General features: G+C 63.8%; 9 protein-coding genes. 3 read left to right on the forward strand and 6 right to left on the reverse strand.

The genetic code is table 11. The annotated features are described in order from the left end of the window. Positions 1–3: 3 nt before the first annotated feature. Positions 4–1,236 (reverse strand): sodium-dependent bicarbonate transport family permease, encoded by a 1,233-nt coding sequence (locus G6N26_RS00320; RefSeq protein ID WP_067171599.1) that lies wholly within the window; start codon positions 1,234–1,236, stop codon positions 4–6. A 712-nt stretch (positions 1,237–1,948) separates the two neighbouring features. On the opposite strand from G6N26_RS00320, the gene G6N26_RS00325 reads away from it, so the two are divergent. Both G6N26_RS00325 and G6N26_RS00330 read left to right on the forward strand, forming a co-directional pair. Further along, a complete protein-coding gene (locus G6N26_RS00325) occupies positions 1,949–3,301 on the forward strand; it encodes a salicylate synthase (protein ID WP_067171601.1) in 1,353 nt (450 codons plus the stop codon). 173 nt (positions 3,302–3,474) lie between these two features. Further along, positions 3,475–4,491: an acyl-ACP desaturase gene (locus G6N26_RS00330; protein ID WP_067171603.1), complete on the forward strand. Its 1,017-nt coding sequence runs from the start codon at positions 3,475–3,477 to the stop codon at positions 4,489–4,491. A 337-nt stretch (positions 4,492–4,828) separates the two neighbouring features. Here the strand turns inward: G6N26_RS00330 and G6N26_RS00335 are convergent, their stop codons facing one another. From G6N26_RS00335 to G6N26_RS00355, 5 genes are read right to left on the reverse strand one after another with little or no spacing between them, the layout of a single operon-like run. After that, positions 4,829–5,746, reverse strand: coding sequence for a MerR family transcriptional regulator (locus G6N26_RS00335; RefSeq protein ID WP_067171605.1), 918 nt, complete (start codon positions 5,744–5,746; stop codon positions 4,829–4,831). Between the two features lie 14 nt (positions 5,747–5,760). Then, positions 5,761–7,263: a flavin-containing monooxygenase gene (locus G6N26_RS00340; protein ID WP_083016256.1), complete on the reverse strand. Its 1,503-nt coding sequence runs from the start codon at positions 7,261–7,263 to the stop codon at positions 5,761–5,763. Continuing rightward, on the reverse strand, positions 7,260–8,180 hold the full coding sequence (locus tag G6N26_RS00345; RefSeq protein WP_067171607.1) for a reductase: 921 nt from the start codon (positions 8,178–8,180) through the stop codon (positions 7,260–7,262). Before G6N26_RS00345 ends, G6N26_RS00340 begins: the two co-directional genes overlap by 4 nt. Positions 8,181–8,206: 26 nt before the next feature. Beyond that, complete coding sequence (locus G6N26_RS00350) at positions 8,207–9,055, reverse strand: SDR family NAD(P)-dependent oxidoreductase (protein ID WP_083016259.1); 849 nt, start codon at positions 9,053–9,055, stop codon at positions 8,207–8,209. Between the two features lies 1 nt (position 9,056). Next, positions 9,057–10,061, reverse strand: coding sequence for an alpha/beta hydrolase (locus tag G6N26_RS00355; RefSeq protein ID WP_083016262.1), 1,005 nt, complete (start codon positions 10,059–10,061; stop codon positions 9,057–9,059). Positions 10,062–11,343: 1,282 nt separating this feature from the next. On the opposite strand from G6N26_RS00355, the gene G6N26_RS00360 reads away from it, so the two are divergent. Continuing rightward, a complete protein-coding gene (locus G6N26_RS00360) occupies positions 11,344–12,240 on the forward strand; it encodes an SAM-dependent methyltransferase (RefSeq protein WP_083016265.1) in 897 nt (298 codons plus the stop codon). The last annotated feature ends 943 nt before the right edge of the window (positions 12,241–13,183 follow it).

The raw sequence follows: 13,183 nt of genomic DNA on the forward strand, positions 1-13,183 counted from the left end.
CGGTCAGACCCCGAACCACTGCTCGACGACCCGGGCGATCTCGATGTAGAGCGGGATTCCGACGGTGACGTTGTAGGAGAACGTCAGACCCAGTGAAGCGGCTAGCGGCAACGTCGGGCTCGCCTCCGGGATGGCGAGGCGCTGCACCGCCGGGACGGCGATGTAGGAGGCCGCGCCGCACAGGACCGCGAACAGCACGTAGGTCCCCGGCTTGAAGTGGGTGTGGGTCAAGGCGGCGTAGCTGCAGGCGACGAAGATACCCAGCGTCGCAAAGACATTCGGCGCCACCAGACCGAAGACGACGAACCCGGGCCCCGCCGAGCGAAGGTCCTTCAATTTGCGGGATGCGGTCATGCCCATCTCGAGCAGGAACAGGCACAGCACACCCTGGAAGGCCATCACGAAGAACTTGTCGTCGTCCGCGACGACCTTCTGTCCCTGCAGCCCGCTGACGAGGCCGATGATGATGCCGCCCATCAGCAGGACCAGTCCGGGATTGAGGAACACTTCCTGAAACAGCTCGCGGGTCAAGATCGGCATCCGCTTGGCCTTGGCGCCGGCCGGGCTCTGGCCGGGCTCCCAGTGTTCCGCCTTTTCCATCGAGAGTTCCAGCTCTTGCTCGATGCCCGCTTCCTGGCTTTCGAGGCTCTGGCCGTGTGAGGGACGTGCGGCGGTGCCGGGGCCGACCCCGACCCTGGCGGGTGGGGTGTAACCAGCCTCACCGGGCATGTAGCCGGCCGAGTCCATACCCCGATGCCGCAGGCGGGCAACGAAATACAGCGCCACCAGGCAGCCGGGGATCTCCATCACCGCCAGCATCACCGGCATGTAGGCGTTGAATGCGATGTTCACGGCTGCCAGGACGGCCACGCAGGTGGCGAAGGTTCCCGCCGAGTCGGATCCGTAATAGCCGGCGACCGTGGCCATGTCGACCCTCCGCAGCGACTTCAATCGGCTGAGTCCCAGGTAGGCCAAGCTTCCGATGACGAAGTTGAGCACGAAGCCCAGCACCATGAATCCCACGATCGCGCCGACACTAGATGCGCTGACCTGTGCGAGCTCTTCTCCGCCGTGCCAGCCGATGGCCAGCAGCAGGTACATCGTCAGCCCCTGATAGATGACGTAGGGGAATTCGAATCGCACCTTCAGGATCGGGATCAGAAACCCGAAGTAGAAGAACAGCAGCAGCGGCTTGAAGAGGTTGTGGGTGAAGTTGTGCCAGAACTCTTGCAGCATCGATGCCTCCGTTGGTGAGACGCGCTGGTCAGGGGAAGCACCGTCCGCACGCGGAGCAAACACGAAACATCCCTACGACCGTGAAGAACTTATCCCCGCTGCTGCCGCCCTGCCACTCGAAAGCGCGGCGAGGAATCGAGGCCTACTGGCCCCCTTCTGTGTCGTAAAAGCACTGTTCACAGAGGGTTTTAGCAAGACGGAACCCGGTCCGCGCCGGCGCCGCGTCGCACGTGAGTTTGGTGTGAGGCTGCTGTGGATTTACTGTGAAGTAAAAAACGCCCAGCGGGCTGGCGAGCTAAGCGACGGCGTGAAGCCGGCCCCTTTGTCGATGGGTCACTGACAGCCAAGCCGACGGTGAGCAGTGGGTCGTGATGTCCCCGAAGTCCTCGACGCGGAAAACCGCAAGGACGCCACGGGAAGAGTCTCGCGGTTAGAACCAGCCGTTGCGCGACGACGACGTAAACGATTGGGAAACGTTCGAGGTGGCGAGCCTCACAACCGATCGCCGGGGCCCGGTCTTGCAAGTCGGCGGCGACCGGTCTAGCTGCGCCAACGGAACGGCCGGAGCGACGGATCGGCGCGTTCCGGCGGGTAGCCTCGGCTGCGTCAGGCTTTGACTCCGAGGGAGTTTTAGCTGAATGCGCCCCGCGAGGACCAAACTCCGTGGGATCGGTTGCGCACAGCTACATAGGTTAGGCTACATTTACTAACCGTGACCGAGGTCAGCGTCGAGACAAGTTCCACCGGTTCTGCGTCGCCATCGATCCCGCTTCCCGCCCATATCGACCCGGCGGACTTGGCGGCCGAGTTGGCCGTGGCGCTGTCCGAACGCGTCGGGGAAGAGTATCTGCTCTACGAGCGCGGCGGGGAATGGGTGCTGGCCACCGGTGTGCACGCCATGATCGAGCTGGACAGCGACGAACTGCGGGTGATCCGCGATGGGGTCACGCAGCGCCAGCAGTGGTCGGGGCGGCCCGGGCCGGTGCTGGGCGAGGCCATCGACCGGCTGCTGCTGGAAACAGACCAACTCTTCGGCTGGATCGCCTTCGAATTCGGGGTCTATCGCTACGGGCTGCAACAGCGCCTGGCACCGGGAACCCCGCTGGCGCGGGTGTTTTGGCCGCAGGGTCGCATCGTGGTGTCCCGGGAGGCGATTCGCCTGTTCGACGCGTCGGCCGACCACCGCGACGTAGTGCTGGGTGTGCTCGGTGACGGCCTGTCCACGCTGCGCGAGGCCTCGGCGGTCGACGTCGTCGCCGACACCTCCGAGTACCGCGAACGTGTCGCGTCGGCCGTGGCGGAGATCGCGGCGGGCCGCTACCACAAGGTGATCCTGTCCCGTTCTCTCGAAGTGCCTTTCGCGCTCGATTTCCCGTCCACCTACCGGCTGGCCCGCCGGCACAACACCCCGGTGCGGTCGTTTCTGTTGTCGCTGGGTGGAATTCGTGCCGTGGGCTACAGCCCCGAACTTGTCGCCGCGGTCCGTCGCGACGGCGTCGTGGTCACCGAGCCGCTGGCGGGCACCCGGGCGCTCGGTCGCGGCGAGGCGCGCGACCGCGAGGCGCGCGATGACCTGGAGTCGAACTCCAAAGAGATTGTCGAGCACGCGATTTCGGTGCGAAGTTCGTTGCAGGAGATGACCGAGATCGCCGAGCCCGGCACCGCCGCGGTCACCGATTTCATGACGGTGCGCGAACGGGGAAGTGTGCAGCACCTCGGATCCACGGTCAGCGGGCGTCTGGGCACGTCGAACGACAGGATGGACGCGCTCGAGGCGTTGTTCCCGGCCGTGACCGCCTCGGGCATCCCGAAAGCGGGCGGGGTCGAAGCGATCATGCGCCTCGACGAAGGACCGCGCGGGCTGTATTCGGGTGCGGTCGTGATGCTTTCGGCCGACGGCGGGCTGGACGCGGCGCTGACCCTGCGCGCGGCCTACGAACGTGACGGTAGGACCTGGTTGCGGGCCGGCGCCGGCATCATCGAAGAGTCCACGCCCGAGCGTGAATTCGAAGAGACATGCGAGAAGTTGTCCACGCTCGCGCCCTACCTGATTGCGCGCCCGTAGGCGCTTGATGGTTCACCGGCGCTGCTAGCCGGCCCTTTCTGTTCGCCTCGTCACGATTTGGCCGCGGGGACTTTCGGCCCTATTTGGCGATGGCTGTGGCGTGTCATCTTTATGTAACCGCATGACACAGATACATCGCGCGTCGTAGACCGCCACAATAACTGGAGGCTTCCGTGTCCAAGGACCTGACTAACCTGCAGCTACTTCACGAACTCGAGCCGGTCGTCGAGCGGCTGCTCAACCGTCACCTCTCGATGTTCAAGGAATGGAGCCCGCACGATTACGTCCCCTGGTCGGACGGCAAGAACTTCTACGCACTGGACGGCCAGGATTGGGAGCCGGGCCAGACCCATCTTCCCGACGTCGCACAGGTGGCAATGGTCCAAAACCTGTTGACTGAGGACAATTTGCCGTCGTATCACCGCGAGATCGCGATGAACTTCAGCATGGATGGCCCGTGGGGCCAGTGGGTGAATCGGTGGACCGCGGAGGAGGCCCGACACAGCACCGCGCTGCGCGATTATCTGGTCGTCACCCGCACCGTCGATCCGGTGGAATTGGAAAAGCTGCGGCTTGAGCAAATGACGAGAGGCTTCAGCCCGGGCCAAAACCAGCAGGGCGATATGTTTGCTGAGAATCTGTTCGACTCGGTCATGTACGTCTCGTTTCAGGAATTGGCCACCCGTGTCTCGCACCGCAACACCGGCAAGGTCAGCAACGACACCATCGCCGAGCAGCTGATGGCCAGGGTGTCGCACGACGAGAACCTGCACATGATCTTCTACCGGGACGTCAGTGCCGCGGGCCTGGACATCGCGCCCAACCAGGCGATGAAGTCGGTGCATCGGATTCTGCGCAATTTCAAGATGCCCGGATTCACGGTGCCCGAGTTTCGACGCAAGGCGGTCATCATCGCCGTCGGCGGCGTCTATGACCCGCGCATCCATCTCGACGAAGTGGTCATGCCCGTATTGAAAAAGTGGCGCATCTTTGAACGCGAAGACTTTACGGGTGAGGCCGCGCGGATGCGCGACGATCTCGCCCTTTTGGTCAAGGAACTCCAGGTCGCCTCCGAGAAATTCGACGAATCCAAGCAGCGGTACCTCGAGCGCGAGGCGCGAAGGACCGAGAAGATCACCGCCAGCAAAGTCCTTCAGACGAAAGGAACGCTGACGCTGAGCGGGCACTGATTGGCGTTATGTGCAGCGCAAGCGCAGGCTTATGGCCGCGCGATGCGCAAATTCTCAATGGCCAGTTAAGGGTTGACAGCGAAGATCCGCCATTCTCATGTTTTTTCGCAGAGTTGCCCTTAGCATCTGTCCCAACTTCAACGGGATGGAGTGTTCATGTCTGGCCTCAAGTCGAAAGTCCTTCTTGCCGTGGTATTGGCCCTCGCTTACCCGACGGCCGCGGCCTGCACGGGCACTTTCACGTGTGCAACCTGCACGGTCGACACCGGTACGGGGCTGCTTTAGCTCGCGCACTTATCGCCAGGCGGCCGAGGACAATCCCGAATGCCACCGCCGCTCAGGCTGAAGAACTCGACTCGACGAGATAGTCCGCCAAGATGCGGCTCACCAGCGATTCGATGTTGGATTCGATCGACGACGCGAGTGTGGCGGTGACCGTCGCCACCGCTTGTGTCCGGAAGCGTACGAGCATGGTGATCAGCTCGGCGATTTCGGCGTCGGCCGGCAGCGGCTCGCCGGGCCTGATGCGCTCCAGCACGTGTTCGGCTCCGGCGCGCACCAGCATGTCGCTGATCTTGTCGATCTCGGGGACGATCTGCTCGTGCAGGTCGATGAGCTTGTCCAATTCGACGCCGTAGCCGCGGATCTCGTTGAACGCGTCGATCAGCTTCGGGCGGGTGATCGTGGCGCGGGGCCCGTCGATCCGGATCACCTGAAGCGCGACCAGCCGCTCGAAGGCTCGCGGATCGTCGACGAGCCGCTGGGCGTCGGCCAGCGGCATGGTTTCCGGCTTCTCGGTGGTCCACGGTCCCGCGATGGCGGTTTCGAGGCCCAGCACGTCGCCGAGGTTCTTGCCTTCCTCCCACGCGCTGAGCATTTCTCGGACGTGCGCGATGGTGTAGCCGCGGTCGAGCATCGAGGTGATCAGCCGCAACCGGGTCAGGTGGGTGTCGTTGAACAGCGCGATGCGTCCGACGCGTAGGGGTGGCGGCAGCAGCCCGCGGTCACGGTAGACGCGGATGTTGCGGGTGGTGGTGCCGGCCAGCCGGGCCAGGTCGTCGATTCGGTACTCGCCGGAGTTCGCGGCGCCTTGCGGGTGACGGACCGCCGCGTCGAAAAGCTGGGACACCGCGGACTCGATGAGTTGGCGATACTCCCGCGACTGGCGCCGCACGCGTTTGGGGGCGCGCCGCACGTTGTGCAGCACGCTGGCGATCGTGCCGGGTTCGGGCCGCGACGCACGCTCGCTTGCCATGTCAGTGCGCCATCTCAGGCGGACCGGGTGGCGTGCGCCCGGGCGCGCGCCACCGCCTGATAGTCCTCATACCGGAAATCCCTCATCTGGCGAAGATACTGCGTGGCGAAACCGGGATACATCGAGCCGTTGAATCCGTCCTTGGTGAGGTACCAACTGCGGCAACCCGACATCCACGTCGTCTTGGTCAGCCGGCGCTGCAGGTCCTCGTTGTGGCGACGTTGGACCTGTTCGCGTACATCGAGATAGCGCAGGTCCTCGTCGAGGATGGTTTTGATGCCGCGTACCACGTAGTCCAGCTGGCCCTCGATGTAGACCAGCAGCGAGTTGTGCCCCGGCCCGGAGTTGGGGCCGGTCATGACGAACAGGTTCGGATAACCGTGCACGTTGATGCTCTTGTAAGCCTGTGCGCCATCGGCCCATTCGGCGGCCAGCGAGCGCCCACCGAGCCCGGTGACCGGGAAGGGCGGACCGGTCAGGTGCACGTCGTAACCGGTGGCGAACACGATGCAATCGAGGTGGTGCTCGATGCCGTCGCTGGTGCGGATACCCACCGGGCTCAACGTGGCGATCGGCCAGTCGATGAGCTTGCAGTTGTCGCGTTGCAGCGCGGGGTAGTAGTCGCTGGATACCAGCATGCGCTTGCACCCCGGCCTGAAATCGGGCGTCAGCTGGCGCCGTAGCCACGGATCCTTGACCTGAGCGCGCAGGTGCGCCCGCCCGAGCCGGGCGGCCAACGATGTCAGCGGCGTATCCCAAACCAGCGCCGTGGCGCTGGCTTCGTGGCCCCAGTAGAGGGCCTGACGCGCAAGCTGTTGGGTGGCAGGGACTTTGGCGAACAAGGATTGCAAGGTGGGCGGGGTGGCGGCGTCCAAGCGCGGCAGGACCCAGCACGGCGTGCGCTGAAAGACCTTGACGAACTCGGCCCTCTTGACCAGCTCGGGGATGATCTGGATGGCGCTGGCCCCAGTGCCGATGACCGCGACGCGCTTGCCCGCGAAGTCGTAGTCGTGATCCCAGCGGGCGCTGTGGATCTTGTGGCCGCGGTAGCTGTCCAGGCCGCGGATGTCGGGAAAGCTGACATCGGACAGCGGACCGGATGCCAGTACGACGCTGCGGGCCCGAAATTTCTTGCGGTTCTTGGTGGTGGCGGTCCAGACGCCGGCTTCCTCGTCGAAGGACAAGCCCTTGACCTCGTGGCCGAACTTGATGCGGCCGCGGATGTCGAACCGGTCCGCCATGTCCTCGAGGTGGCGATAGATTTCCGGGGCGGGGGAGTAGGTTCGCGACCAGGTCGGGTTTTTGACGAACGAGTACGAGTACAGCAGCGACGGGACGTCACAGCTGGCACCCGGATACGTTGTGTCGCGCCAGGTTCCGCCCACGCGGTCGGCGCGCTCCAGTATCACGATGTCGTCGACTCCGGCTTCGGCCAACCGGATCGCCGCGCCCAACCCGGTGAAGCCGGCCCCGATGATGAGCGCCGCATGAGCAGCGTTGTTGTTCGCCATGCTCACGCCGCCGGCTCGTGGGTGAGTTCGTTAACCCAGGTCGGTACCGACGGGAGCAGGGGCCGCGGATACCGGTCGGACAGCCACACCATCGAATTCGCCAGCAGGTGGTACGGGTGGCGTGGATTCGTGACGACTCCGGCGTAGCGCCTCAGGAAACGATAAGTCGGTACCCGCCTGGTACGTTCGCCGCGATCGCCAAGCTCTTTGAATCGTTTCACGGCCCGGTAAAGCCGCTCGGGCTCCATACCCATGGCGGTGATCTCGTTGCGGATCCTGTTGATCAGCGGTGCGCCCATGATCGCACCGATGATGAGACCCGGTGTGGCATTGTGACCGACGAAGTCGATCAGCAACCGCCGGATCTTCGCGTGCCCGATCATGTCGAGAACTTCGAAATCGACGACCAGATGGCGTGATTCGTCGTTGTTGATCTTCTCGAAAACCTGGTGGCACACCGGGTCGTGCACCTCGTCGAGGAGGAATTTCAACAAAGCGCCGTCCAGGGCGACCTCGAGCATCGGAATGACGGTGCCGAGTAGGGACAGCGGCATGTCGTCGGCCCAACGGTCCAGCCAGTCGATCGCCAGGCGGATGTTCACGTTCGGTTCGGGAATCTCGCCGTCGGTGAGCATGCCCCAGCGCTTCATCAGGGCCAGTTCGGCGTTGGCGTGGCGCTGCTCCTCGGCATGGAAGTAACGGTAGATCTCGGCGATGGTCGGTGTGGGCGCCTTCTTGGCCAGCGCCGCGAAGCCCCTGGCGCCGATGTTCTCGATCCAGCACAGGTCGGCCATGAAGGCCTTGAGTTGTGGCCGCTGTTCATCGCTGATCGTGTCGGCGCCGGGGGCGTCCCAGTCGATGTCGGCGAGTGCCCACTGCCGGTCTTTGATCTTGGCGAGCATGGCTTCCATGTCGATGGCCATCGGGAGCTCCTTTGCGCGTCGGGTGTTCAGGGCAGGTTGATGCGGGAGAGCAGGCCGGCCGTACGCGTATAGGCCTGCGGGGCCAGGCGTTTGATGTTCCAGCCGACTTTGGCGTCGAACTGCGGCATGCAATACAGCTCGCCACGATCGTGCGCGTCCAGGCAGCTCCGCGCGACCTTCTCCGCGGACAACCCGGTCCAGCGCATCAATTTGGCGGCAAGCTCGCTGGATTGTTCGCTGATGCGGCCGGACTCGAGGATGTTCGTCTTGACGAAGGTCGGGCACAGCACGGTGACCCGCACCGGTGTTCCCGCGAGTTCGGCGGCCAGGGTCTCCGATAGTGAAAGGACGCCAGCCTTGCTCACGTTGTAGGCGGCCATACCAGGAGCGGCGCCGAACGCCGCCGCGGAGGCCACGTTGATGATGCCCCGGGGAGTGCGGGACGGCTCGGCGTTGCGCAGGATCGGGGTGAACACATGGCAGCCGTGAATCGGGCCCCACAGGTTGATGCCGAGGGTCCACGCCCAATCGTCCAGCGCCGCATCGCCGATGGCGGCGCCGCCGGCGCCGACACCGGCGTTGTTGATCACCAACGTGGGCGCCGCCGCGAACCAGGCCTGTGACTGTTCGGCCAGCGCGTGCACCTCGTGGAATCGCGATACGTCGCAACGGATTGCGATGGCTCTGCCGCCCTGCTCGGTGATCGCGTCGGCCGTCCGTTGCGCTGCGGCTTCGTCGATGTCGCTGCACACCACCGCGCCACCGCGACGGCCGAGTTCGACGGCAAAAGCGGCGCCGATACCGCTTCCGGCGCCGGTCACCACCGCCGACGCGTTGCGGCTGATTTTGGGATTCTTGAGAAGTCTGTCCAGCATGTCAGCGGGCCTCCTCGGCCAGGGTGCGGGCGTCTTGCAAGGTGTGGGCGATGAAACGCGCGACATAGGCCATGGCCTTGGCGGCCTCGGGCGTCATGCGTGGCAACGCCTGGAAGACGTGCACCTGGTGCGGCCAGACCTGCAATTCGCACCTGCCCCCGGCGGTTTGGATGTCGGCGGCGAGTTGGCGCGCGTCCTCTCGTAGCATCTCGGCGCCGCCGGCCTGGATCAGGGTGGGCGGCAGCGCGGGGCCGCCCGCGACGTCGAGCGTCAGTCGCTGGTGGGTGAGCTCGACGCCGCTGTGGTAGAGGCCGACCAACCGCACCGCGTTCGCCGCGCTGGTGGCGGGGTCGGGGCGAATCCGTTCCCGGGCCAGCGCCAGCGCGAAGGTGAGGTCATACAGGGGAGAGAACAGCACTTGTGCGGCCGGGTGCTCGATCCCGGGTTGTAGCAGCAGATCGACCGACAGGTGGCCGCCGGCCGAATCTCCGGCGATCACAACCTGTTTCGGCGGCACACCGCAGGCGGTCACCAGCCAGTCCCAGCCCGCGCGCACGTCGTCGGCCGCGGTGGGGAAGCGGTGACGTGGGGCCAGCCGGTAGTCCACGCAGAACACCGGAAGTCCGGTCAAGGAAGACAGCCAAGATGTCAACCGGCGGTGCGTCTTTGGCGAACACACGGCATACCCGCTGCCGTGCACGTAGTAGATGGCCCCCACTGTTGTCGACGAGCGCTCGGCTTCGCTGGTGGGAGTGCGCGGCCCGTAGACCCATTCGCCCTTGACGCGGCGGCCGTCGGGCAGCCGGGTATCGACCGGTTCGACCCGCGTGCCCGCCAACGAAGGGCCAAAGGTTCCCATGATCCTGGCAATAATCTGACGCGACAGCCACAGCCCCCAGGCTCGCTCGGGCGGGATCACGCTGGTGATCGGCCGCAGGGTGTACGCACTTACCGCTGCCGCGCCGCGGGATCGCAGCGACCCGCGAGCCGGAACACCGTCCGTCATACAACGCAGTCAATAACAAATGGTGACATTAGTCAATGGCAGCTTTGGGCGCGTCGGGGAGTCGCGGCCTCAATTGAGATGTCGGGGATCCACGGCGCTTTTACGAAAGCTGCGATTCTGCGAGACCTCAGGTGCATCAGGCGGTGTAGACCTGTGTGGCCATTCCTGGGACAACTAGTACCTGGATAGCGATCGGCCGCGGCGGAAACATGGGTGGTGAGTGTTGATTTGATCGGCCCTTGCTTATAGAGGAGAACGTTGACCGAACTTCTGGATTGGGATGCTGCCTACCCACGAGGTAGCCACCCTTGGTGGCCTGCCACTGTGGAGTATCGGCGGGCCGCAGCCGCCAATCGCCGAACGCCGATGATACCGTCGTCGGAATCGATCGCAGTGCGATCGCAAAAGCCTACGGCGCCTGGGAAAGCGGCAAGCGGCGGCTGTGCGACGCGACGTTGGTGGTCCGCCGACGCGACAATCCCGACTGGGTACGATGCTCGGTTTCGGCCGTTTGACAGCGCGTTGTCCGATACGCTTCCGGCAACGTGCCGCGATGAGTACCTGGATTCAATGCGGCGCGCAGTGGCGTCTGGGGCGCCGGCTTGTATTCTGACATTTACGCGAGACGCGTTTTCTGAAGATCCCGGGTATCCGATTCCGAGCTTAGTTTCCAGAAGCGAACTGGGCGAGCCTGTTTCCGGGAATTGGACTCCCTGCGAGGTCGGGCCGGCCTTGATTCACGTGTATCCTCCGCGAGTCGCTCCGAGTTGCCAGGTCGATTCGGACGTCGAGGGACGGGAGAAGCTGCCTGCGCCTCTGTCAACGGCCCCCCGAGTATGACCGCCGCTTTTCGGCCGGCAGATGGTGAGCGCATACCAACGTGGGTCGAATGCGCGGTGCTAGGCATGGTCGTCACGTTCGAGCTGCCGCAGCACTGGGGCCTGGCATCGATAGCCCGTGGTGTGGGCACGGTTAGTCGTCAACTCGCCGCTGCAAGCAAACAGCGCACAAGATGGACCAGTCGGAATCGCGCGGGTCTGCAACCCTCCGTTGCTCTGCACCAGCGAGCGATTTCTTGGCTGCTCAGGAGCTCGACTTTTCCGCACCGTCACGGTGTTCGGGCCAGACCGCTGCGCCGAAACACAATGAATCCGAGTGGATCTGGGCCTGCCGCAAATAAAGGACGGTGGCCGGTGTCATCGCGGTCGGCCAGCTTCATCAATGCCGCCGGAAACATATTTCAAAGCACGTGACAACGTTCTGCAACAGCGGGAGGATATGAATGAGTCGTTGCAACGACGACACCTGGAATCTGGCGACGAGCGTGGGCGCGACCGCGACACTGGTCGCCGCCGCCAGGGCGGCTGCCAGCAGGCAAATCGATCCAATCATCAACGATCCGTTTGCTGCACCATTGGTACGCGCGGCCGGTGTCGAGCTGTTCGCACGGTTGGCCGGCGGCGAGGTGGAATTTGCAGACATCGGAAGTGGCTGGCTTCCAGACTTTTTCGGTGTTCGGACACGGTTCTTCGACCGCTATTTCCTTGCTTCGCTGTCAACTGGAATCCGGCAGGCGGTGATAGTAGCCTCCGGGCTCGACTCGCGCGCCTACCGGCTGACGTGGCCTACGGGCACGGTCGTCTACGAGGTCGATCAACCTGAGGTAATCGCGTTCAAGGATTCGACTCTGTCTGCGCTTGGCGTCAAACCAGCTGTGGAACTGCGAACGGTAGGAGCCGATCTACGCTATGACTGGACAAATACATTGCAGCAAAAAGGATTCGACTATGCCAAGCCGACCGCTTGGATGCTCGAAGGATTGATGATCGGATACCTCCCAGGTGAGGCGCAGAATCACATGTTAGACCGAATCAGCGCGCTGAGCACACAGGGCAGCCAGATGATCGCGGACCATTTGCCGGCTAAATCGCGATCCGTGGGCTCAATCATTACGGGCCTCGCAGACCAGTGGAGGCAGCATGGCTTCGACATCGACTTCAATCACCTCACCTATCCCCACGACCAGAACGACGCCGAAGGACATCTTCAAGCGCTCGGGTGGCACACCACCGCGTATCGCTTGACGGACTTGCTGCTGGATGCCGGGGTGCCCGCCGGAAGCATCGATGCCGGCCCGAACGGACCAGGCGCAGTGCACTACCTCACGGCTGAGAAATAGCCCCCGTGACTAGGGGGGTGGGTTAAGCCTGCAACCGCGATCAGACAGGACGAGTCGATAACTGCTATGGAGAGAAGTCTGGCACTACCAACGTCATTCGAATCGGCCCAGCACATTGCCGCCGCGAAGAGTCTGCGCTATCCGCGCGGCATTTCAACGAAAGCCTGTCAGCTATGACGACGCCGTCACAGCCCCACACATCTGCAGACTGTGAAGCCGGTCAACGCGATCCCCGCAGGAGGCTATCGCTATTGAACATGTTGTATCGGTTAATATTTCGGTCAGCATACCGTGGGAATGACTACGGCTACCTCGTGCAAGAAACCATGATGAAGGCCTACGTCGTATTGGGATCGTGCTCTGGTCGAGCCGTCGCCCGCGGCAGGATCAACCGGCGGAAGAAGCGCTGATCTTAAATTGGAGGCGCTAGGAGGGCAACGCAGGCCAGATCCGCTGCCGTTGAGCGCTATTGGCACACTTGCATATCGACGACTACCCGTTCCGCTCATCGGAAGTGGTCACTGTGGCCCTGTGGTGCGGGGCGTCGAGATCATCTTGACGCTTCAGGAAGCAGCCGATAAGCGCGAAGGGACGACTCATCATGCTGTTCCGCCCGGGTCACGTTCTGTGGGATGAACGGCCGGGTTCGCCTTGCCGATCCGATCCGGCCAACCGGAAGCTCGCAGAAGTAAAAATGCTGTGGCAGGGCGACGACTCTAAGGCAGCGCTCGTGTGCATCGAGCCGTCCCGCGAATCGGAACCGCTGCGATGGTTTACCTCGCGAGGGCGGATGATTCGCTAGTAGCCGACAGCCGATTGCGAATGAGAGTGCCCTGCGCCTGGACCCATCAGCGCCGTACAGGTCTGTTCCACATCCGCCCGGCCGCGGCCGATCAAGATCCGATGGGCGATGCGGGCGCCGCGACCGCCTGGCGATCCATTT

Origin of the sequence: Mycobacterium marseillense (genome assembly GCF_010731675.1) — a bacterium.
Taxonomy (GTDB): Bacteria; Actinomycetota; Actinomycetes; order Mycobacteriales; family Mycobacteriaceae; genus Mycobacterium; species Mycobacterium marseillense.

Excerpts from the sequence above, each read along its gene's own strand:
- G6N26_RS00320 (WP_067171599.1), bottom strand. The coding sequence starts at position 1,236 with ATGCTGCAAGAGTTCTGGCACAACTTCACCCACAACCTCTTCAAGCCG.
- G6N26_RS00355 (WP_083016262.1), bottom strand. The coding sequence starts at position 10,061 with ATGACGGACGGTGTTCCGGCTCGCGGGTCGCTGCGATCCCGCGGCGCG.
- G6N26_RS00360 (WP_083016265.1), top strand. The coding sequence starts at position 11,344 with ATGAGTCGTTGCAACGACGACACCTGGAATCTGGCGACGAGCGTGGGC.
- G6N26_RS00335 (WP_067171605.1), bottom strand. The coding sequence starts at position 5,746 with ATGGCAAGCGAGCGTGCGTCGCGGCCCGAACCCGGCACGATCGCCAGC.
- G6N26_RS00345 (WP_067171607.1), bottom strand. The coding sequence starts at position 8,180 with ATGGCCATCGACATGGAAGCCATGCTCGCCAAGATCAAAGACCGGCAG.
- G6N26_RS00350 (WP_083016259.1), bottom strand. The coding sequence starts at position 9,055 with ATGCTGGACAGACTTCTCAAGAATCCCAAAATCAGCCGCAACGCGTCG.